The organism is Diaphorobacter ruginosibacter (genome assembly GCF_014395975.1).
GTDB classification, from domain to species: Bacteria; Pseudomonadota; Gammaproteobacteria; order Burkholderiales; family Burkholderiaceae_C; genus Diaphorobacter_A; species Diaphorobacter_A ruginosibacter.
The window spans coordinates 2,273,351-2,295,092 of record NZ_CP060714.1; the positions used below are offsets into that span (position 1 = coordinate 2,273,351).

Sequence of the window (21,742 nt, forward strand, 5' to 3'; positions counted from 1 at the left end):
TTCGAGATTTTGAGGGCAGGGGACTGGAGAAGGCGGGCAGTTGCCTGCATTGAGCTTTCATTGCCTGTGTCCTTGTTTATTTCTTCACCCAATTCACTGGAGGCACCATGCCGACACCTGTTTCTATACATGCACCAGCCTCGCGGGCCAGACGTCCTGCGCTGCGCCTTGTTTCCACCCGGGGCGTGCCGCGTGAGACCTGGCTGGATGTACGCCGCCAAGGCGTCGGCAGCTCCGATGCTGCGGCGGCCGTAGGGCTCAATCCCTACCAATCCCAGCTCGAGCTGTGGATGCACAAAACCGGCAAGGGCCACCTCCTGCCGACCGTGGATCCCAACGACGAGACCAGTCCCATGTACTGGGGCACCTTGCTAGAACCCTTCGTCGCCGCCCACTACACCAAGCGCACCGGCAACAAGGTGCGCCGGGTCAATGCCGTGCTGGGCCATCCCCAGGTGCCCTGGATGCTCGCCAATATCGACCGGGAAGTGGTGGGAGCTTCCGATGTCCAGATCCTGGAATGCAAGACTGCAGGCATCAACGGCGCCAGGCTCTGGAGAGATGGCGTTCCGGAATACATCCAGCTGCAGGTCATGCACCAGCTCGCCGTGACAGGCAAGCAGGCGGCCGATGTGGCAGTCCTGATCTGCGGGCAGGAGTTGCAGATCCACCGCATCAAGCGAGACGAGACCATGATCGTCCAACTGATGGCCTTGGAGGCGCAGTTCTGGGAGAGGGTGCAGTCCGGACAGGCGCCCGATGCAGATGCGTCGGACAGCACGGCAGTTGCACTGCGCAGCCTGTACTCGCAGGATAGCGGCGACACGGTGGACCTGTCCGAGGACGAGAGTGCCTGCGATGCGTGCGCCAAGCTGCTTCACGTTCGCAAACTCTTGCAGGACTGGGAAGCTCAGGAAGCATTGCTGAAACACCAGATCCAGCAGCGCATGGGGGTGGCGTCGTATGCGACCTTTCCCGGTGGCTCGGTGAGCTGGAAGCGCTCCAAGAACGGCAAGGCCTTCAACACGGCTGCCTTCGAGAAAGATCATCCAGACTTGGCCAAGGCCTATACGAGCGCCAAAGCCGGATCACGGCGGTTCCTGCTGCAGGAGGCGTGCTGAGCGGGCTGCTCAGGCCAGCACCCTGCAATCACTGATCACCAATATCCGATTACCAATCAGAGGCCGGCGATTCGCCTGGCAAACTGCTGCAAACATTCACTATCCATGGCACAGCCTTGATGATGTTGCCCACTGTGAAGAACATGTTTGTTGTGTCCGCATAGACCTGCGTGCTGAGTCCCAACGGGAAGAGGTACATTGCCAAAGGCAGCCCGCCTGAATGGGCGACCATGGTGGTGATGCCTGATGCCACACCGGCCGCCATAGCCTTCGGTGACGAACGCGGCTGCCCCACGACTTCGCCGGCGCGCAGAAACCACATACCCACGAAAACCAGTGTGATGGCAGCCATCTGGATGGCTATGGCGCGATGATCTAGTGCCTTGAACAGCAAATAGCCGGCACCGATACCGGCCACCAGGCCAGGCACCAGTAGCAAAAGATCGGGCTTTGACCAAGTGGACGGCTTCCAGTAGCGAAGACCGTACAGATTCATGGCAATGAACAGCGACCGGGAGATCAAAAACGGCGGAGCCAGCGTTGGAGCAGGCGCTGTTCACGCACTTCGACATGCTGGACCGAATATCTGTGCCCTTCCTGCTGCGCTGGGACGACGGGCTGGTCTTCGCCAGCCGCAGCTTCACCACACTGGTCGGGAGCTATGGTCCGTGTTAGGAGTTCATCACGCCGCATGGCCCGGGGCAGTACGGGGGATCAACTGGCACAGAAAAAAATCTGGCAACAATCTGGCAAGGGCCTGAAAACAAAAAAGCCCGCTATCTTTTCAGGAGCGGGCTTTCGTGTGTCTACGCGACGTTGATGGTAGGACGTACAAGATTCGAACTTGTGACCAACGGATTAAAAGTCCGCTGCTCTACCAACTGAGCTAACGTCCCACACAGGTGATTGGATGTCACCATCAATTTGGCGGAGAGGGCGGGATTCGAACCCGCGGTGGGCTATTAACCCACACACGCTTTCCAGGCGTGCGACTTAAACCGCTCATCCACCTCTCCGGAAGCCCTCAATTATAGCCTAGAAAATTGAGTGTTTCGGAAGATTTGGACTTTCGTGCAAACTTTCTTCAACATCAGTCGCTTCTGGCTTCCTGGAAGCCGGTTCCGGCTAGGGAACTGCGCGACTGCGGCGTGACGTGAACTATAAGGCATGAATCGTTTCGTATTGCGAAAACAATCAAATTTTGTAGCTTGATTGCCTTCTGCTGTGACTCATTGGCCTTGCTGGTCGCATTGTTCCTATTGCCCTCGCTGGCCCGTCTGGATCATTTTCATGGCCGAGGTGATCAGCGCGGACACTTCAGTCATGTTGCTCGGGACCACCAGGGTGGTGGTGGCATCGGAGGCGAGCTTGCCGTAGGCGTCGACGGCGCGCTCGGCGACCTTGAGCTGGACGGCCTGTTCGCCGCCAGGATGCTGTATGGCCTGCGCAACGCGTTCGATGGCCTGGGCCGTGGCATCTGCCACGGCGGTGATGGCCGCGGCTTCGCCCTGGGCCTGGTTGATGGCTGCCTGCTTCTCCCCTTCGGAGCGGGCGATGAAGGCCTCGCGCTCGCCGGTGGCGATGTTGATCTGCTCCTGGCGGCGGCCTTCGGAGGCGGCGATGAGGGCACGCTTTTCGCGCTCTGCCGTGATCTGCGCCTGCATGGCGCGCAGGATTTCCGCCGGCGGGGTCAGGTCCTTGATCTCGTAGCGCAGAACCTTCACGCCCCAGTTGAGCGCTGCTTCGTCGATGGCGGAGACGACCTGCGCATTGATCATGTCGCGTTCCTCGAAGGTCTTGTCCAGCTCCAGCTTGCCGATCACGCTGCGCAGTGAGGTCTGAGCGAGTTGCGTGACTGCGGTGATGTAATTGCTCGAGCCGTAGCTTGCGCGCATGGGGTCGGTCACCTGGAAGTAGAGGATGCCGTCCACCTGCAGCTGCGTGTTGTCGCGCGTGATGCAGACCTGGCTGGGCACGTCGAGCGGAATCTCCTTGAGGCTGTGCTTGTAGGCGATCCTGTCGACGAACGGGATGATGAACTTGAGGCCCGGCGACAGCGTGCCCGCGTACTTGCCCAGCCGCTCCTTGATCCAGGCATGCTGCTGCGGGACGATCTTGATCGACTTCGCGACGAAGATGGCCGCAATGACGAAGAGAACAATGGCGAATCCCATGAACTGGTCCATGAACTTGAGTCCTTTGCAGTGAATGGATGGATGACCGTGACAAGCGTAGCAGGTCGTGGTTGACCTCAAGGGACAATCCCTGCTGCGGGTGGGGCGTGGGGAATGGGCCTGCGGCGCCGGGACTCAAACGGGGTCGACGAGCAGACGGTTTCCCACCAGTTCGGAGACGCGGTGATTGCCCGTGGCGGGCGTGATGCCCGGGCGATGGATGGCTGTCCAGGTTGCGCCACGGTACTTGACCTGCGCGGTGCCGTCGCTCTGCCAAGCGTCGATGTAGACCGTCTCGCCGATATCCAGGTTGACGCTGCGGTCCGAGCGCGGCGACGGGTCACCGGGGCGGGTGCGCCGCATGAAATAACAGCACAGCACGGACATGGCGCCCACCAAGGCCGCGATCAGCACCTGGGCCGTGTCGCCCAGGCCCGCGAACGCGGCAAGCCCGCCCGCGGCCAGGCCCAGCGCGATCATGAGCAGGTAGAACGAGCCGATGAGCAGTTCCGCGGCGACCGTGATTCCGGCCATGATCCACCAGAGCGTAGCGTGATCCCAATGCATGAGCAGCACTCCCAAATGAAGACATGAGAAGAAGGCTTGAAAAGGCGTGAAGGGCAGCAGCCGACGGGCCTCCGTCTGCAATCCTGTCTTTTAACCGAGACATTTTGGGCGAAATACCGCCCGGTTTGAAGAATGGTCACGCAGATTCCTTACACTTCGCGCCTGTTTCGTTTTTTTCGCCCCTTGCCTGCTGGAGTTAGCGCATGAAATTCCGCTTTCCTATTGTCATCATCGACGAGGACTACCGTTCCGAGAATACTTCCGGTCTGGGAATCCGCGCGCTGGCCCACGCCATTGAAGAAGAGGGCTTTGAAGTCCTGGGCGTGACGAGCTACGGTGACCTCACGCAGTTCGCCCAGCAGCAAAGCCGTGCGAGCGCGTTCATCCTGTCGATCGACGACGAGGAGTTCACCTCGGACATGGGCATCGATCCCATCGTGCTGAGCCTGCGCAGCTTCATCACCGAAGTGCGCCGCAAGAACGCCGACGTGCCGATCTACGTGCATGGCGAGACCAAGACCGCGCGCCACCTGCCCAACGACATCCTGCGCGAGTTGCACGGCTTCATCCATATGTTCGAGGACACGCCGGAGTTCGTGGCCCGTCACATCGTGCGCGAAGCCAAGGCCTACCTGGAAGGCGTGCAGCCCCCGTTCTTCAAGGCGCTGCTCGATTACGCGGAAGACGGCTCGTACTCGTGGCACTGCCCGGGGCACGGCGGCGGCGTGGCGTTCCTCAAGAGCCCGGTCGGCCAGATGTACCACCAGTTCTATGGCGAGAACATGCTGCGCGCGGACGTCTGCAACGCGGTGGAAGAGCTCGGCCAGCTGCTGGACCACAATGGCGCCATCGGCGAGAGCGAGCGCAATGCCGCCCGTATCTTCAATGCCGACCACTGCTTCTTCGTGACCAACGGCACCTCCACCTCCAACAAGATGGTGTGGCACCACACGGTGGCGCCGGGCGACGTGGTGGTGGTGGACCGCAATTGCCACAAGTCGATCCTGCACTCGATCATCATGACGGGTGCGGTGCCCGTGTTCCTGAAGCCGACACGCAACCACTTCGGCATCATCGGCCCCATTCCCAAGGACGAGTTCGAGATCGACTCGATCCAGGCCAAGATCAAGGCCAATCCGTTGCTCAAGGGCGTGGACGCGAAGGCCGTGAAGCCGCGCATCCTGACGATCACGCAGTCCACCTATGACGGCGTGCTCTACAACACCGAGACCATCAAGAACATGCTGGATGGCTACGTGGACAACCTGCATTTCGACGAAGCCTGGCTGCCGCACGCCGCCTTCCATCCGTTCTATGGCAGCTACCACGCCATGGGCAAGAAGCGCGCACGCCCCAAGCATTCGGTGGTGTATTCCACGCAGTCGATCCACAAGCTGCTGGCCGGCATCAGCCAGGCCAGCCACGTGCTCGTGCAGGACTCCCAGACCGTGCCGCTGGACAGGCCGCTGTTCAACGAGTCGTACCTGATGCACACATCGACCTCGCCGCAGTACAGCATCATCGCGAGCTGCGACGTTGCCGCCGCGATGATGGAGCCGCCAGGCGGCACCGCGCTGGTCGAGGAATCGCTGGTCGAGGCGCTCGACTTCCGCCGCGCGATGCGCAAGGTGGAGGAGGAGTTCGGCAAGGGCGACTGGTGGTTCAAGGTCTGGGGTCCGGACAAGCTGGCGGACGAGGGCGTGGGCACGGCGCAGGACTGGATCTTCCGCAATCGCGGCAAGAACGGCAACGACACCAAGTGGCATGGCTTCGGCCCCCTGGCCGATGGTTTCAACATGCTGGATCCGATCAAGTCGACCATCGTCACGCCGGGCCTGAACCTGGACGGCAAGTTCGACAAGACCGGCATTCCTGCGTCCATCGTCACCAAGTACCTTGCCGAGCACGGCGTGGTGGTGGAGAAGACGGGTCTGTACTCGTTCTTCATCATGTTCACCATCGGCATCACCAAGGGCCGCTGGAACACGCTGCTGGCCGCACTGCAGCAGTTCAAGGACGACTACGAGAAGAACCAGCCGATGTGGCGCATCCTTCCCGAGTTCTGCCAGCAGCACAAGCGCTACGAACGCATGGGCCTGAAGGATCTGTGCCAGCACGTGCACCAGCTGTACGCCAAGTACGACATCGCGCGGCTGACCACCGAGATGTACCTGTCGGACCTGACGCCCGCGATGAAGCCGAGCGACGCATTCGCGCACATCGCGCAGCGCCGCACCGAGCGCGTGGCGATCGACGAGCTGGAAGGCCGTATCACGACCAGCCTGATCACGCCTTACCCGCCAGGCATTCCTCTGCTGATCCCCGGCGAGGTCTTCAACAAGAAGATCGTGGACTATCTGAAGTTCTCGCGCGAGTTCTCGGCACTGTGCCCGGGCTTCGAGACCGACATTCATGGCCTCGTCGAGATCGAGGATGTGGACGGCAACGTGAGCTACTTTGCGGACTGCGTGGCCGAGGCCGACGCACCCAAGGTCAAGGCGTCCAAGCCCGCGGCCAAGAAGGCTGCTGTGAAGGCACCGGCCAAGGCCGCGGTAAAGGCGGCTCCCAAAGCCACGGCCAAGGCCGCAGTGAAGGCGGCCACATCGGGCAAAAAGGCCACTTCCTCCAAGGCGGCTGCGAAGGGCGGGCGCATCGTGCAGGTGGGCGACGACGGTCCCTTTGGCCGCAACGTGTGATGGTTGCCTGAACCCTGGGCGCGCGGCCCACTGCATGGCTTGTTGCAGTGGGGCGCCCGGGTTCGTTCAACACATCATGCAGGCGGCTGTTCGCCCTTGGCCAGTGCGCGTGCTTCCTGCAGGTCGTAGCCCAACTGGGTGAGGATCTCCAGGCTGTGCTCGCCCAGCCTGGGCGGCGAGAGCCGCACCTCGAGGTGCCTGCCGTCCATGGTGAAGGGCAGCAGTACCGTCTTGGCCTGGCGGCCGTCGGGCAGGTTGATGAGCTGCAGCGCGCCGCTCTCGTTGAGGTGGCGGTCCTCCAGCAGCTCGTGCGGGGCGGAGATGGGCGCAAAGGGCAGGCCGTTGGCCTCGAAGATTTCCGAGATATGCGCCGACGTGTGGTTCGCCATTTTCTCCCGCAGCATCGGAATCAGCCACTCGCGCGCCAGCACGCGGGCGTTGTTGCTGCCAAGGCGAGGATCGTCACGCAGTTCTCCCAGGCCGAACGCATCGCAGAACACGCGCCATGCGCCATCGCTGACGACGGCCAGAAAGATCTGCTCGTCGTCCTTCACCTTGAATACGTCGTAGATTGCCCAGGCTGAAATGCGCGCCGGCATGGGGGCGGCGGCCTGGCCCGTCACTGCGAACTGCATCATGTGCTGTGCGATCAGGAACACGTTGTTCTCGAACAGGGCACTCTGCACCTCCTGGCCCCTGCCGGTCTTCTCGCGCTGCGCAAGCGCTGCCATCGCGCCCATCGCGCCGAACATGCCTCCCATGATGTCGTTCACGCTGGTGCCGGCACGCAGCGGATCGCCGGGGCGCCCGGTCATGTAGGCCAGGCCTCCCATCATCTGGACCACCTCGTCGAGGGCGGTTCGGTGTTCATAGGGGCCGGGCAGAAAACCCTTGTGGCTCACGTAGATCAGGCGCGGGAAGCGTTCCTTGAGGCTGTCGTAGTCGAGGCCGAGCTTGCGCATCGTGCCGGGCTTGAAGTTCTCGCAGACCACATCGGCGGTGGCGATCAGCCGGAGCGCGGCTTCCTTGCCCTCGGGCGTCTGCAGGTCGAGCGTGACGCTCTTCTTGTTGCGATTGAACATGGGAAAGAAGCCCGCGCCCGAGCCCAGCAGCTTGCGCGTGGCGTCGCCGTCGCGGCCATGGCCCACGGGTTCGACCTTGATGACCTCGGCGCCGAGGTCGGCCAGCATCAGCCCGCAACTGGGGCCCATGACCATGTGGACGAACTCCACGACGCGGATGCCGGAATAGGGAAGGGGGCTGGAGGTGGAGGAGGAGGCTTGGTTCATTCGATTTCTTCGGTGGCCGGGTCAGGCGCTGTGTTGCGGCTTGAAGCCCTTGGGCAATCCGGCAAGCGGGGTCATGCCGTAGAGCGGCTCTCCGGGGAGCGCTGCGCCCAGTGGTTCGCGTGCGGCGATCAGGCGCTCGATGTCGACGCCGGTGCGTATGCCCATGGCCTCGAACATGAAGACCAGGTCTTCGGTCACCACGTTGCCGGATGCGCCTGGGGCATAAGGGCAGCCGCCCAGTCCGGCGAGCGACGCATCGAAGGTGCGGGTGCCTGCCTCGAACGCTGCAAGGCAGTTGGCCAGGCCCAGTCCGCGCGTGTTGTGCATGTGCGCCGCACCTGCCTTGTCGCCGAGCTCGGAGATCAGCCGCGTGAAAAGCCGCCTGACCTGAGCGGGATTGGCCATGCCCGTTGTGTCGGACAGGCCGCATTCGTCCACGCCGGCCTGGGTGCAGGCGACCGCCAGGGCGATCACATCGTCTTCGTCGACGGCGCCTTGCATGGTGCAGCCGAATGCCGTCGAAATACCGGCCTCGACGTGCACATGGGGCGCGATAGCGTCACGCAGCGCGATGATGTCGCGCACCAGCTCCACCATCTCGCCGGGTGTCTTGCGCACGTTGGCCAGCGAGTGGGCGCGGCTGGCGGAAATCGGCAGGGTGATCTTGTGAACGCCGGCTTCGAGGGCTGCCTGTGCGCCGTGCATGTTGGGCACCAGGGCCATGATCGTCACCTCGCGGTGGCGCAGCGCATGCGCAACGACGTCCGCAGTGTCCGCCATCTGCGGCAGCAGTTTTGGGGAGACGAAGGAGCCCACCTCGATTTCCTGCAGGCCGGCTGCGACCAGTGCATCTATCCAGGCGCATTTGTCGGCCGTGGGCATGGTCCGCTGAACGGATTGCAGTCCGTCGCGTGGGCCCACCTCGCTGATCAGGACGTCGTGAATTCTGGGGGCTGGCATGTTTTCATCTTTGATGGAGTTCTATAAGATAGAACAGAATACTGTCTTATAAGATATTGCTGCGCACGCCCATGGTGTGTCAAGCTCCCCGACCGGAGTCCGTACCATGCCGCGAAAATCCCTTGTCGAATCGGTGGCCGACGAAAACGCCGCACCCGGTGGCGTGGCGGCCGTGGACCGGGCGCTCAGCCTGCTGGCAGCCTTTCGTGATGGCGACGAGGCGCTGGGTCTTGCCGAACTGGCCGAGCGCACGCGCATGTACAAGAGCACGGCATCGCGCCTGCTGGCATCGCTGGAGCATGCGGGCTGGGTTGTGCGGCAGGAGTCGGGGCGCTACGCGGTGGGGGCGGCCGTCGCTCGCCTGCACTCGATTTATGCAGCCAGCTTCTCGCTCGATCAGGTGGTGATGCCCGCGTTGCGCGCGCTGGTCAAGGCCACGGGCGAAAGCGCCGCCTACCATGTGAGGCAGGGCAGGGACAGGCTGTGCCTGTACCGTGTCGATTCACCGCATCCCGTGCGTGACCATGCGCGCGTCGGCGACCTGCTGCCGCTGGGCAAGGGCGCGGGCGGACGGGTGCTCGTGGCGTTCGATCCCGAGCTGTCGGAGTGGGAGCGCCGCGACCGTGTTCACTACGCCAGGGTGCGGGCAGACGGCTTCGAGGCGGTAGTGGGTGACCGGCGCAGCGAGATTGCAGGCATATCCGTTCCCGTGTTCCGCAGGAATGGCGAACTGGCGGCGGCGCTGACCCTGACGATGCCGGTGCACCGATATGACGAGCGCTATGTCAGGAACGTGCTGATGGCGGCAAGGGCGCTTGGGCGGGAACTGCCTTGAGCAGTATGGACGCACTTTGAAGCGACAAAGCCTCGCCGGCGCGCGCCGACGAGGCTTTTGAGGCTTGTTCAACGAGGAAGCACGCGGCTTCCCGCTGAAAGACAGGTTTGAGGCTTACACCTGGTCCGCAGAGAGGCCGGCCGTCTGGCTGAAGCCGCCATCCACGTAGGTGATTTCGGCGGTCACGCCGCTGGCCAGGTCGGACAGCAGGAATGCCGCCACATTGCCCACGTCCTCGATGGTCACGTTGCGGCGCAGCGGGGCGGCGTCGGCCACACGGCCCAGCAGCTTGCCGAAATCCTTGATGCCCGAGGCGGCCAGTGTCTTGATCGGGCCGGCGGAAATACCGTTGGCGCGGATCGCGCGGCCGTCCGCGGTGCGGCCCACGGCTTCGGCCAGATAGCGCACGGACGCTTCGAGCGACGCCTTGGCCAGGCCCATGGTGTTGTAGTTCGGGATGGAACGCAGCGCGCCCAGGTACGACAGCGTCAGCAGCGATGACTTGTCGTTCAGGTACGGCAGCGCCGCCTTGGCCATCGCCGGGAAGCTGTAGGCACTGATGTCGTGAGCGATCTTGAAATTCTCGCGGGTCAGGCCGTCGAGGAAATTGCCGGCGATCGCCTCGCGCGGCGCGAAGCCGATGGAGTGCACGAAGCCGTCAAACCGGCCCCAGGCGGCGCCCAGGTCGGCGAACATCTTTTCGATCTGAGCGTCATCGGACACGTCGCAATCGAAGATCAGCGTGGAGTTGAATTCCGCGGCGAATTCGGTGATGCGATCCTTGAAGCGCTCCCCCACATAGCTGAATGCCAGCTCGGCGCCTTGCTCGTGGCAGGCGCGGGCAATGCCGTAGGCGATGGAACGATTGGACAGCACGCCCGTGATGAGCAGCTTCTTGCCGGCGAGAAAACCCATTGTATTGTTCTCCTGGGAAATGAATCGAAAGGATCGGATGACAGTGGGCGATCATCGTTTTGCATGGATTGCCGCCCGTGTAGTGCAGAATTGTCGCATGCGGTTAACACAGAGCATTTCTTGCCTGGCTTTGCTGGGCTCAGGCCTGCTGGCGGCAGTGCCCGCGTGGTCGGCCCACGCCTATGCGCTATGGGGGGAGCCCAAGTATCCGGCGGACTTCCGGCATTTCGACTATGTGAACCCCGATGCCCCCAAGGGCGGCACCTTGCGGCTGGTGAGCAACCTGCGCTATTCGACCTTCGACAAGTACAACCCGTTCACGCTCAAGGGTTCTCCGCCAGCGTACCTGGCCGACATGATGTTCGAGACCCTGCTGACGGGCAGCCTTGATGAAACCGCCACCGGATACGGGCTGCTTGCGGAGGATGTGAGCGTGCCCCCCGACGGCATGAGCGCCACGTTCAGGCTGCGGGCCGAGGCGCGTTTTCACAATGGCAAGCCGGTGCTTGCCAAGGACGTGAAGCACAGCTTCGACACGCTGATGGGCAAGTTTGCGCAGCCGGGCTACAAGACCATCATGGCCGAGGTGGAGGGCTGTGATGTGATCGACCAGAGGACGGTGCGCTTCCGGTTCAAGAAAGCCAACCGGGAATTGCCGTTGACGGTGGGCGCCGCGCTCCCGGTCTTCAGCGCGGATTGGGGCGTGGTGGATGGCAAGGCCAAACCCTTCGACGAAGTGGTCACGGACACGCCCATCGGCAGCGGCCCCTACCGGATCGGCCCTGTCAAGTTCGGTAAGGACATCACGTATGTCCGCGACCCTGCCTATTGGGGGGCGAAACTGCCGGTGCGCATGGGCATGGGCAATTTCGACCAGATTTCCATCAAGATCTACCGCGACAGCACAGCCCGGCTTGAAGCCCTGAAGGCCGGCGAGTTCGATCTCATGCGCATCAACAGCGCAGGCGACTGGGCGCGGCGACTCACCGGCAAGCGGTTTGACTCGGGCGAACTGCAGAAGGGGCAGTTCGCCAACAAGCTTCCCTCGGGCTTCCAAAGCTACTTCATCAATTCGCGCCGCGAGAAGCTGTCCGATGCGCGCGTTCGGGAAGCGCTGGGCCTTGCGTTCGATTTCGAGTGGATGAGCCGGCAGATGTTCTACGGAGCCTACACCCGTGTGCATGGCCTGTTCGGGAACACGGCCTGCGAAACCCGTGGCGAGCCTTCGGCGCTTGAGCGTGAGTTGCTCGAACCCTACAAGGACAGCCTGCCGGCCGGTACGCTTGGGCCCATCTCGGTGCCGCCGCGCACCGATGAAGGCGGCAGCCTGCGCGGCAATCTGCGCCGGGCCCAGAAGTTGCTGGAAGACGCGGGCTGGAGAGTGCAGGATGGTGTGCTGCGCAACGCCAAGGGCGAGCCCATGGAGATCGAATACCTGGACAGCAGCGAGACCGGGATCAAGGGGGTGTCCCCCTGGATGCGCAACCTCGAAAAGCTTGGCATTCGCCTGAAGGTGCGCATTGTCGACTACGCGCTGTACCAGCAGCGTCTGGACAAATACGACTATGACATTATTTCGCTCAATGTTCCCGGCACCAACAATCCGGGGCAGGAGTATGCGGACCTGTTTGGCAGCGCGGCAGCCGACCAGGAGGGCGCATCGAATTTCGTCGGGGTGAAAAGCAAGGCGGTCGACGCGATGATCCAGAAGATGGTTTCCGCGAAGACGGAAGAGCAGATGCTGGCCGCCTGCCATGCCCTGGAGCGCATCATCGTGCAGGGCCATTACCTGATTCCCCAGTTCTACTCGGCCAAGCATCGGATGGTGTACGACGGGTGGCGCGTGGCCTTCCCGGAGACCATGCCCGCATACTCGCCAGGAGAGCTGTGGGCGGTCTATGTCTGGTGGGCCAGGATGCCGCCCCAGGTCACCCATGTGAACGCGTCCGCCGACAAGGGCCGATGAGCAAGAGGAGTGCAAACGATCCATGTTCGCCTACATACTCAAACGCATTCTCCTGATGATCCCCACCTTGCTGGGCGTGCTGCTGCTGACTTTCGTCGTGGTGCAGTTCGTCCCCGGCGGGCCAGTGGAGCAATATCTGGCGGAAGCCAAGGCGGCGCCCGGCGGCGGCGGAGATGGCGCAGCATTTTCATACCGGGGCGGGCAGGGCGTGGATGCGAAGCGGATCGAAGAGATCAAGAAGCTCTATGGTTTCGACAAGCCACCGCATGAGCGATTCTTCCAGATGCTCGGACAGTTCGCGAAGTTCGATCTGGGCCGCAGTTTCTTCCAGAACAAGGATGTCTGGACACTGGTGAAGGAAAAGCTGCCGGTGTCCATCAGCCTCGGCCTGTGGACATTCTTCATCAGCTACCTGGTGGCCGTGCCGCTGGGCGTGGCGAAGGCCGTCCGGTCGGGTTCGCGATTCGATTTCTTCACCACGCTCGTCATCCTGGTGGGCTATGCCATTCCGGGCTTCGTGCTGGGCGTGCTGCTGCTGGTGGTCTTCGGCGGGCAGCTGCAATGGTTTCCCCTGCGAGGGCTGACGTCGGCCAACTGGGACGAGCTCAGCTTCATGGGCAAGGTGACCGACTACCTGTGGCACATCGCGCTGCCGGTGACCGCGATGGTCGCGGGCAGTTTCGCGGTGACGGCGATGCTCACCAAGAACGCATTCCTCGAGGAAATCCGCAAGCAGTACGTGCTGACGGCGCGTGCCAAGGGCCTGTCGGAGCGCCAGGTGCTCTGGAAGCATGTGTTCCGCAATGCGCTGATTCCAATCATCACGGGTTTTCCCGCAGCGTTCATCGGCGCCTTCTTCGCCGGCTCGCTGCTGATCGAGACGCTGTTCTCCCTGGACGGGCTGGGCCTGCTGAGCTACGAGAGCGTGATCCGGCGCGACTATCCGGTGGTGCTCGGAACGCTGTACCTCTTCACCCTGATCGGCCTGTTCACCAAGCTCATCAGCGACCTGTGCTACGTATGGGTGGATCCGCGCGTCAAGTTCGACTGATGTGGGGCATGGCGCCTGCGATCGACAATGCGCCGGAGCAGCACCACCATCAATGCGATATTGAGCAGAAGGACAGCCACGCCCTGCCAATGTGGCACTGCCAGGATGTGGCGCACCTCCAGCGGAACATAGATGCCGCTCGAGAGGGCCCCGAGCCATTCGCCCCAGGCCCTGTCGTGCCAGAGGCCCCAGGCCTCGATCCAGCGCAGGGAGACATAGGCACTGCCCAGCAATACCAGCGTGTGCGTCGGCGTGCCGGCCAGCCTGTCGACCCCACGCAGCAGGATTTCCGGGTAGTGCGATTGCGGGGAGAGTCCGAAGTGGCCGATCAGCTCGACGGCCAGCCTGTGCAGATCATGGTGCAGCAGCCCGAGCAGGCCCAGGAGACCCAGCAGCGCAGCCAGTCCCTTCAGGGCCTCGAAGGCTGCCACGGCCTTGACGGCCTCGCGCAGCCGGGATGGTGTGGAGGATGAAGACACGGTACTCGTGCGTTGCGCAGGTAGCAGTCGATAGTGTGTGTGCATTCTCGTGCCGCCGCAGGCGCGCAACTTGTCAGAATGGAGGCCAAGTTGCGATAGGCTGCGTGAATGTCGGTATTATTGTTTTCGGAGAACCGCAGTGCCGGGCCCTGCTACGAGGCGGCCTGTGGGGACGACAGGAAATTCCAGTTCATTGACCGTTCGACAGCCAACAATCAACTCCGTGGGAAATTCGCAATCTCAAACCGCGCGTGCCTGGCGGCGCTTTCGCCGCCACCGGCTTGGCTATTGGAGTCTGGTGATCTTTTCCGTGCTCGTGGTGCTGAGCCTGGTGGCCGAGCTGATCTCCAACGACAAGCCACTGCTGGTGAAGTATGAGGGCCGGTACTACGTGCCTTTGGTGCATGACTATCCCGAAACCACGTTCGGCGGAGACTTCCATACGCCCACGGACTACCTCGATCCTTTCATTCAGCAAAAGCTTTCGGCAGACGGCAACTGGGCCGTCTACACCATCAATCGCTATGGCCCCGAAACGCTGAACTACTTTGCCGAGTCGCCCAACCCCTCCGCGCCCACGCGGGTGAACTGGCTCGGGACCGATGACCGTGGGCGCGACATGCTCGCGCAGTTGCTCTACGGATTCCGCGTGAGCGTGCTGTTTGCCCTGGCGTTGACTGTGGTGGGCGTGGTACTTGGTGTGCTGGCGGGGGCCATCCAGGGCTTTTTTGGTGGCAAGACGGATCTGGCATTCCAGCGCTTCATCGAAATCTGGGGCTCGATGCCGGAGCTGTATCTGCTGATCATCTTCTCGGCCGTCTTCGCGCCCAGCGTGGCGCTGCTGCTGGTGCTGCTGTCCCTGTTCGGCTGGATGGGGCTGTCCGACTACGTGCGGGCCGAGTTCCTGCGCAATCGTCAGCTCGATTACGTCAAGGCGGCGCGGGCCCTTGGCGTGAGCAACTGGCAGATCATCTGGCGGCACATTCTGCCCAACAGCATGACGCCCGTCGTGACCTTCCTGCCGTTTCGCATGGGAGCCGCGATCCTGGCGCTGACATCGCTCGATTTTCTCGGCCTGGGTGTTCCTCCCGGAACACCGAGCCTGGGCGAGCTGCTTTCGCAAGGAAAGAACAACATCGATGCGTGGTGGATCTCGATCTCCACGTTTCTCACGCTTGTGATCACGCTGCTGCTGCTCACCTTCATGGGCGATGCGCTGCGCGATGCCCTGGACCCCCGCAAGCAGGGCCATTGAGCGCACCGACAATCATCTCCCTCAAGACGCATGCCCCATATTCCCGTTGACTCCCCCCAGACCGGTCTCCCACTGCTGGACGTGCAGGAGCTGCGGGCGCGCTTTGGCGACAAGGAGGTGGTGCACGGTGTGAACTTCCACATCCATCCCGGAGAAAAGCTGGCGCTGGTGGGCGAGTCGGGTTCCGGCAAGACGGTGACCGCGCTGTCGCTGCTGCGCCTCGCGGGCGATGCCGAGCTTTCGGGGCATGCGATGTTCCGGGGGCGCGACCTCCTGGCGCTGAGCGAGCGGGAACTGCGCGGCGTGCGGGGTGGCGACATCGCCATGATCTTCCAGGAGCCGATGACGGCATTGAACCCGCTGATGCCCGTGGGCGAGCAGATTGCCGAGGTGCTTCAGCTCAAGCAGGCTCTCACGCGGCAGCAGGCACGCGATCACGCCATCGAGCTATTGGCCGCCACGGGCATTCCTGAGCCCGCACGGCGCGCAGGGGCCTTCCCGCATCAGCTCTCCGGCGGCCAGAGGCAGCGCGCGATGATCGCGATGGCGCTGGCGAGCCAGCCGCAACTGCTTCTTGCCGACGAACCGACCACGGCGCTGGATGTTTCGCTGCGCGGGCAGATCCTCGACCTGCTCGATGATCTGCAGCGGCAGACGGGCATGGCCGTGCTGCTGATCACCCATGACCTCATGCTGGTGCGCAGGTTTGCAGACCGGGTGGCCGTGATGGAGCATGGCGTGCTGGTGGAGCAGGGCGCCGTGGCGCAGGTCTTCGAAGCACCGCAGCATTCCTATACGCGCAAGCTCATCGGCAGCATTCCGGTGCGCGATGTGATCGAGCATGCCGCTGACGAGATCGCGCAGGCGCCCATGGCCGCGCTGGCTTCGGACCTGACCGTGGGCTACGCGGTATCGCTGCCGGGCTTCACGGGGTGGTTTCGCAAGGGCCGGTTCGATGCGGTGCGGCTTGTGAATTTCGAGTTGCCGGGCGGGCAGACTCTCGGCGTGGTCGGTGAGTCGGGCTCAGGCAAGTCCACGCTGGCTCAGGCCATGCTGGGCCTGTTGCCGTACGAAGGAGAGATGGCACTCGCCGGCGAACGCTGGCAGAAGCCTCCCACCCACAATACGCCCCACAACAAGGCGCTGCGGCGCAAGGTGCAGGTGGTGTTCCAGGATCCGTTCTCATCGCTGTCGCCGCGATTGACGATCGAGGACATCGTCGGCGAAGGCCTCGAGGTGCACGCGCCACAGATGACTCCGGACTCCCGGCGTGAGCAGGTGCTGCGAATCCTGGCCGACGTGGGGTTGTCGGAGGCGCAGTTCCCCGGACTCCTGTCGCGTTATCCGCACGAGTTTTCGGGCGGCCAGCGCCAGCGCATCGCCATTGCGCGGGCGCTGGTGGTCGATCCGGACCTGCTGGTGCTCGACGAGCCGACCAGTGCACTCGATGTGACCATCCAGCAGCAGGTGCTGGGCCTGCTGCAGCGGCTGCAGAAGGCGCGCAATCTCTCTTATCTGCTGATCACGCACGACGTGGCGGTGGTGCGTGCCATGGCGCATCGTGTGATCGTGATGAAGGAGGGAGAGGTGCTCGAGAGCGGCTCCGTGGTCCAGGTGCTGGATGCGCCGCGCCATCCCTACACGCAGAAGCTGGTGGCGGCGGCGCTGGTCTAGATCCATTTCCAGCCCTTCCGTTCAGTATTTCGAGGCCGCGTACATCCCTTCTCGCATCGGCAGCTTTCGATCACGATTTGTGCCAGCAGGCCTCAACTGTTAACCTACGTCGTTGGCACCGCGCATTCTCTGGTGCCGAAATCGCGGTGACTTGCTTGCGAGCTGATCTTGCTCAAGTCAGCGGGTTGCGTGCCCATGTTGCGCATGAACCCCAGGCGCATTCGATCCTATGATCGATTTTTCCATTCGGGCACCGTCAACCCATCCAACGCCTCCGCAGCAGCGCCTGCGCACAGGCCCCAGGCTGTCGCGGTGCCCCTACAAATTCTCAGAGGCAATACACATCCATGCACAGCAGCGAGCTCAGCGAATTGTTCCCAGGTCTTGAAAGCCGATCGATCCCTGTCGAAGGTGGAGTGCACATCCGCGTGTTGACCGGCGGCAGCGGCCCCGCGCTGCTGATGCTGCACGGCCATCCCCAGACTTCGGCCATCTGGCACAAGGTGGCCCCGGAGCTGGCAAGGCATTTCACTCTGGTGCTGGCCGACCTGCGCGGCTACGGCGATTCCTCCAAGCCCAACGGCGGTGCGCGCAGCGCGGACTACAGCAAGCGCGTCATGGCGCGCGACATGCTGCAGGTGATGCAGCAACTGGGCCACCCCACATTCCGGGTGCTCGCGCATGATCGCGGCGCGCGCGTGGCGCATCGCCTGGCGCTGGATCACGAGGATGTGGTCGAGCGCATGGTGCTGCTTGACATCGCACCGACCGTGGCCATGTATTCGCAGACCACCGAAGCCTTTGCGCGCGCCTACTGGCACTGGTTCTTCCTCATCCAGAAGTCACCCATGCCCGAGCGCCTGATCCGGGCGAATCCCGCAGCCTACGTGCGCGACGTTCTGGGCGGCCGCTCGGCGGGACTCTCGCCTTTCGATCTGCGTGCACTGGCCGAATACGAGCGCTGCATGGCCCTGCCCGGTGCGGCGCATGCGTTGTGCGAGGACTATCGCGCCTCGGCCGACATCGACCTGGAGCATGACCGCGAGGATATCGAGGCGGGGCACTTCCTGACGCTGCCCACATTGGTGCTCTGGGGCGAGCAGGGCGTGGTCAACCGCTGTTTCGAGCCGCTCAAGGAATGGCAGAAGATCGGCACACAGGTGAGCGGACATACGCTGCCATGCGGGCACTACATCGCAGAGGAAGCGCCCGAGGCACTGCTGGAGGCGGCGCTACCGTTCCTCAAGGCGGGTTAGGTCCGTCGAGCCCGATTGGAATCGGTGACGCATCAACGCAGCACGAGCACCGGCACCGAGCTCAGGCGCAGCAGGGCAGTCGTCGTGCTGCCGACGATCAGCTGGCGGATGCGGGAGTGGCCATAGGCACCCAGCACCAGGAAGGTGTCGCTGCGCGAGGAGAGGAAAGCGGGGATGGCCTCCTCGGGCAATCCTCGCACCAGCTGCGTGGTCACCTGGAAGCCTGACTCCTCCAGCAGGCGCTGCGCGCCTTCGAGCTGCGCCAGCATTTCCACGGAGGGCTCCCCGGCCATCACGAGCTGCGCCGCCATGCCGCGCAGCAAGGGACTGCGCGCCACGGCCTGCACCGCACGCAGCGCGGTGGCACTGCCGTCGAAAGCAACAACAAAATGGGTGGGCGTGACGAAATGGGATGCGGTGATCACCAGCACGGGCTGCTTGACACTGCGGATCACGCTTTCCACGCGGTGGTCCAGGCGCAACTTGCGCGCAGTGGTGGCCCGGTAGCCCTTGCCCAGCACGAACAGGCGCGCCGTGGGCTCCTGTTCCAGCAACACATCGGTGAGGTTGCCATCCTTCAGGTAGGTATGCAGGGCCGGAACACTTTCTGCATCCACATGCTTGAGCGCCTCCTGGATCATCTGCTGGGCCGCCTGGTGCGCGACCTTGGAGCGCTCCTCGTCCAGCTCGTTCAGTCGCTGGAGCAAAACCTCCTGCGCGCCGACGCCGATCAGGCCGCTGTAGTCGCCGACGGGCGGAAGCGGCTCGGGTCTCTCGAGTGCATGCAGCAGCGTGAGCGGAGCATGCAGGCGTCTCGCGGCCCATGCGGCGCTGTCGATCACGGATGCGGTGGCATCGAGCCCGTCGATGCAGGCATATACGGTGTCTGGGGTGTTCATACGGCGTTTCTCCTATGTTGCACAACCAGCCAGCGTGTGGCTCCGGCGAACCTCCCGGTGCTGCTGCAGGCGCTACGGCATCGCGGAAGTTCGAATCGAGTTTAGCGTCTAAAAACGATCTTTTGACGGCATGGCCACGTGCGGCGTCCAATTCAGGGCATTCACCTACCCGGGGGGCCGCTGCATGGATCAGTTCGGCGCATGCCGGCGCTGGTTCAGCCCATGACGGGACGGTTTTCCATGAGCGTGTCGTACATCGCCTGCGCGGCCACGGAGAGGCTTCGGTCGCGCCGGCGCACCAGGTAGATCTGGCGGCGCAGCGCAGGCCAGTGGAGCGCGCGGGTGACCAGTTCGTCCTGCTGGAAGTGGAACAGCGTGAGCGCGGGAATCACGCTGATGCCCAGGCCTGCGCGCACCATGCCCATGACGGTGGCGAGTTGCTCGACCTCCATCACGCTGTTCATGGGCTGCGGATGCAGGGCCGCCTCGAGAAACTGGCGCACGCTGCTGTGCCGCGCCATGTGGATGAAGGGGTACTGCGCCAGCTGCTCGATCGAGATGGGCTGCTGCGCGCGTGACCGGGGGCGCCTGGCCAGCGGGTGGTCGGCGCGGCACACCAGGTGGAAGTCATCGCTGCAGAAGGGCTCGGCCTGCAGGTCGGGCGTGTCGGCCCGGATCGCGGCAAGCGCGAAGTCGGCCTTGCCCGCAGCCACCAGTTCGATACAGGGCTCGGACAGGACGTCGGCAATCTCGAGCTCGATGCCGGGAAACCGCTTGCGAAACTCCGCCAGCCGCTGCGGCAGCCAGCCCGCCGCGAGCGAGGGCAGCAGCGCGATGCTGACCTTTCCGCGCTTGAGCGTGACGGCATCGCGCATGCCGGTGATGGCACGGTCGACCTCCGCACGGATGCGGTGGGCCGACTCGGTGAAGTTGACGCCTTCGGCCGTCAGCTCCACATGCCGCGTGCTGCGGTCGAACAGGCGCACCTGCAGCTCATCCTCGAGGGAGCGGATGAGGGCGCTGAATGCCGGCTGGGACAGGTGGCACTGCGCCGCGGCGCGCGTGAAATGGCGCTGCCCGGCCAGGGCCAGGAATGCATCGATCTGGCGAATCGAGATATTCATTTGAGTTTCAGATCAGTTGATCCTGATTATCGATTTCACAGAATAACCCATGCCATCTACAGTGCGTCGCAGGAGACCACAGGACATGACTCAGGCAAATGTGCTGCGCATCGGCTGCGCAGCGGGCTTCTCGGGCGACCGGACGGATGCGGCACTGCCCATCGTGGAAGACTTGATCGCCGCAGGCAGGCCTTCCGTGCTGATGTTCGAGACATTGGCCGAACGCACGCTGGCGCTGGCGCAGCTCGCGCGTCGCGATGACCCCGATGCGGGCTTCGAGCCGCTGCTGGACGAGTTGCTGCGCCCGGTGCTGGCGCTCTGCCTGCAGCATGGCATCCGCATCGTGAGCAACTTTGGCGCGGCCAACCCGCGCGGCGCGGCGCGGCGCATCCTCACCCTGGCTGCGGAACTCGGCACGCGCACTCCCCGGGTGGCGGTGGTGGAGGGCGATGACCTGCTGGGCGACGTGCATCGGCCCATGCTGGAGCGCGCCCTCGGACAGCGGCTGCCCCAGGCGCCCATCGTGAGCGCCAATGCCTATATCGGTGCCGAGCCGATCGCAGAGGCCTTGCGTGCGGGTGCGGACATCGTCGTCTGCGGCCGCGTGGCAGACCCTTCGCTGGTGCTGGGGCCGGCCATCGCCCATTTCGGCTGGTCGATGCAGGACTGGGATCGCCTTGCCCGCGCGACGATGGCGGGACACTTGCTCGAATGCGGGTCGCAGGTGACGGGCGGGTACTTTGCCGATCCGGGCTTCAAGGACGTGCCCGATCTGGCGCATGTCGGCTACCCGATCGCCGACATCGATGCCGACGGCCATTGCACCATCTCCAAGCCCGCTGGAACCGGCGGACGCATCGACGCGCGGACGGTCAAGGAGCAGCTGCTTTACGAACTGCACGACCCCGCCGCCTATCTCACGCCTGATGTGGTGGCGGACATCACGCAGGCGCGTGTGCTCGAGGTGGCTGTCGATCGCGCGCGCCTTGAAGGCGTGTTGGGCCACGAGCGGCCGCCAACGCTCAAGGTGAATGTCTGCTTTGAGGCGGGCTGGTTTGCAGAGGCGGAGATCTCCTATGCCGGCCCGCGTGCAGGCTTGCGGGCGCTGCTCGCCGCGGACGTGGTGCGCGAGCGTCTCGGCCAGCAAGAGAAGATCCGAGTGGACCTGATCGGCGTGAACAGCGTCCTGGGAGACGATGGCAACGAGTGGCTCCCGTCAGCCGGAAAGGATCGCGACAAGCACGAACGGCAGATGCAGGCACTTCATGACGCTCGCGACGTGCGGCTCAGGCTTTCATGGCAGCGCCAGGATCGTGGCGATGCGCTGCGGCTCACGCGCGAGGTCAATGCACTGTACTGCTGTGGTCCCGCCGGCGGCGGCGGCGTTCGCTCCGCGGTGCGGGCGCGGCTGGGAACCGTGTCGTGCCTCGTTCCGCGGGATGCGGTGCGCACCCGTTTCGACTGGGTGGCCTGAGCAGGGG

18 protein-coding genes and 2 tRNA genes are annotated in these 21,742 nt (G+C 63.6%); 9 read left to right on the forward strand and 11 right to left on the reverse strand.

The features are described from left to right. The first annotated feature begins 107 nt into the window (after window positions 1-107). Complete coding sequence (locus tag H9K76_RS10300) at window positions 108-1,121, forward strand: YqaJ viral recombinase family nuclease (protein ID WP_187600081.1); 1,014 nt, start codon at window positions 108-110, stop codon at window positions 1,119-1,121. Between the two features lie 49 nt (window positions 1,122-1,170). On the opposite strand, the gene H9K76_RS10305 is transcribed toward H9K76_RS10300, so the two are convergent. From H9K76_RS10305 to H9K76_RS10325, 5 genes are all read right to left on the reverse strand, one after another. Further along, window positions 1,171-1,617: a sulfite exporter TauE/SafE family protein gene (locus H9K76_RS10305; protein WP_187600083.1), complete on the reverse strand. Its 447-nt coding sequence runs from the start codon at window positions 1,615-1,617 to the stop codon at window positions 1,171-1,173. A gap of 324 nt (window positions 1,618-1,941) precedes the next feature. After that, window positions 1,942-2,017 (reverse strand) — tRNA-Lys (locus H9K76_RS10310). Between the two features lie 29 nt (window positions 2,018-2,046). Continuing rightward, window positions 2,047-2,137 (reverse strand) — tRNA-Ser (locus tag H9K76_RS10315). 240 nt (window positions 2,138-2,377) lie between these two features. Then, entirely contained in the window at window positions 2,378-3,295 is a 918-nt protein-coding gene (locus tag H9K76_RS10320; RefSeq protein ID WP_187600581.1) for an SPFH domain-containing protein, read from the reverse strand. Between the two features lie 135 nt (window positions 3,296-3,430). Continuing rightward, on the reverse strand, window positions 3,431-3,862 hold the full coding sequence (locus tag H9K76_RS10325; RefSeq protein ID WP_187600085.1) for an NfeD family protein: 432 nt from the start codon (window positions 3,860-3,862) through the stop codon (window positions 3,431-3,433). Window positions 3,863-4,065: 203 nt separating this feature from the next. On the opposite strand from H9K76_RS10325, the gene H9K76_RS10330 reads away from it, so the two are divergent. Then, window positions 4,066-6,558 carry an arginine/lysine/ornithine decarboxylase gene (locus H9K76_RS10330; protein WP_187600087.1) on the forward strand — a complete coding sequence of 831 codons (2,493 nt, stop codon included), beginning with the start codon at window positions 4,066-4,068 and terminating at the stop codon, window positions 6,556-6,558. A 74-nt stretch (window positions 6,559-6,632) separates the two neighbouring features. Here the strand turns inward: H9K76_RS10330 and H9K76_RS23430 are convergent, their stop codons facing one another. Both H9K76_RS23430 and H9K76_RS23435 read right to left on the reverse strand, forming a co-directional pair. Further along, on the reverse strand, window positions 6,633-7,847 hold the full coding sequence (locus H9K76_RS23430; RefSeq protein ID WP_246475451.1) for a CaiB/BaiF CoA transferase family protein: 1,215 nt from the start codon (window positions 7,845-7,847) through the stop codon (window positions 6,633-6,635). Between the two features lie 21 nt (window positions 7,848-7,868). Then, window positions 7,869-8,807: a hydroxymethylglutaryl-CoA lyase gene (locus H9K76_RS23435; protein ID WP_246475452.1), complete on the reverse strand. Its 939-nt coding sequence runs from the start codon at window positions 8,805-8,807 to the stop codon at window positions 7,869-7,871. Window positions 8,808-8,913: 106 nt separating this feature from the next. Between H9K76_RS23435 and H9K76_RS10340 the strand changes: the two genes are divergently transcribed. Then, a complete protein-coding gene (locus tag H9K76_RS10340; RefSeq protein ID WP_187600089.1) occupies window positions 8,914-9,642 on the forward strand; it encodes an IclR family transcriptional regulator in 729 nt (242 codons plus the stop codon). 114 nt (window positions 9,643-9,756) lie between these two features. Here H9K76_RS10340 and fabI read toward each other — a convergent pair whose 3' ends face one another. Then, a complete protein-coding gene (gene fabI / locus H9K76_RS10345; RefSeq protein WP_187600091.1) occupies window positions 9,757-10,557 on the reverse strand; it encodes an enoyl-ACP reductase FabI in 801 nt (266 codons plus the stop codon). A 97-nt stretch (window positions 10,558-10,654) separates the two neighbouring features. Between fabI and H9K76_RS10350 the strand changes: the two genes are divergently transcribed. Both H9K76_RS10350 and H9K76_RS10355 read left to right on the forward strand, forming a co-directional pair. After that, window positions 10,655-12,523, forward strand: a complete 1,869-nt coding sequence (locus H9K76_RS10350) for an extracellular solute-binding protein (RefSeq protein WP_187600093.1) — start codon at window positions 10,655-10,657, stop codon at window positions 12,521-12,523. Between the two features lie 22 nt (window positions 12,524-12,545). Continuing rightward, window positions 12,546-13,574 (forward strand): microcin C ABC transporter permease YejB, encoded by a 1,029-nt coding sequence (locus H9K76_RS10355; RefSeq protein ID WP_187600095.1) that lies wholly within the window; start codon window positions 12,546-12,548, stop codon window positions 13,572-13,574. Here H9K76_RS10355 and H9K76_RS10360 read toward each other — a convergent pair. Beyond that, window positions 13,538-14,053, reverse strand: coding sequence for a DUF2127 domain-containing protein (locus H9K76_RS10360; RefSeq protein WP_246475453.1), 516 nt, complete (start codon window positions 14,051-14,053; stop codon window positions 13,538-13,540). The two genes, H9K76_RS10355 and H9K76_RS10360, sit on opposite strands and share 37 nt — an antisense overlap. Before the next feature lie 214 nt (window positions 14,054-14,267). Between H9K76_RS10360 and H9K76_RS10365 the strand changes: the two genes are divergently transcribed. The 3 genes from H9K76_RS10365 (at window position 14,268) to H9K76_RS10375 (ending at window position 18,238) form a co-directional block, all read left to right on the forward strand. Next, window positions 14,268-15,308, forward strand: a complete 1,041-nt coding sequence (locus H9K76_RS10365) for an ABC transporter permease (protein WP_187600582.1) — start codon at window positions 14,268-14,270, stop codon at window positions 15,306-15,308. A 30-nt stretch (window positions 15,309-15,338) separates the two neighbouring features. Then, entirely contained in the window at window positions 15,339-16,982 is a 1,644-nt protein-coding gene (locus tag H9K76_RS10370) for an ABC transporter ATP-binding protein (protein WP_187600098.1), read from the forward strand. A gap of 347 nt (window positions 16,983-17,329) precedes the next feature. After that, a complete protein-coding gene (locus H9K76_RS10375; RefSeq protein ID WP_187600100.1) occupies window positions 17,330-18,238 on the forward strand; it encodes an alpha/beta fold hydrolase in 909 nt (302 codons plus the stop codon). A 32-nt stretch (window positions 18,239-18,270) separates the two neighbouring features. Here the strand turns inward: H9K76_RS10375 and H9K76_RS10380 are convergent, their stop codons facing one another. Then, entirely contained in the window at window positions 18,271-19,137 is an 867-nt protein-coding gene (locus H9K76_RS10380) for a universal stress protein (RefSeq protein WP_187600101.1), read from the reverse strand. A gap of 215 nt (window positions 19,138-19,352) precedes the next feature. Continuing rightward, window positions 19,353-20,261, reverse strand: coding sequence for a LysR family transcriptional regulator (locus tag H9K76_RS10385; protein ID WP_187600103.1), 909 nt, complete (start codon window positions 20,259-20,261; stop codon window positions 19,353-19,355). Window positions 20,262-20,346: 85 nt separating this feature from the next. On the opposite strand from H9K76_RS10385, the gene H9K76_RS10390 reads away from it, so the two are divergent. Further along, window positions 20,347-21,735, forward strand: coding sequence for an acyclic terpene utilization AtuA family protein (locus H9K76_RS10390; protein ID WP_187600105.1), 1,389 nt, complete (start codon window positions 20,347-20,349; stop codon window positions 21,733-21,735). Window positions 21,736-21,742 lie beyond the last annotated feature (7 nt).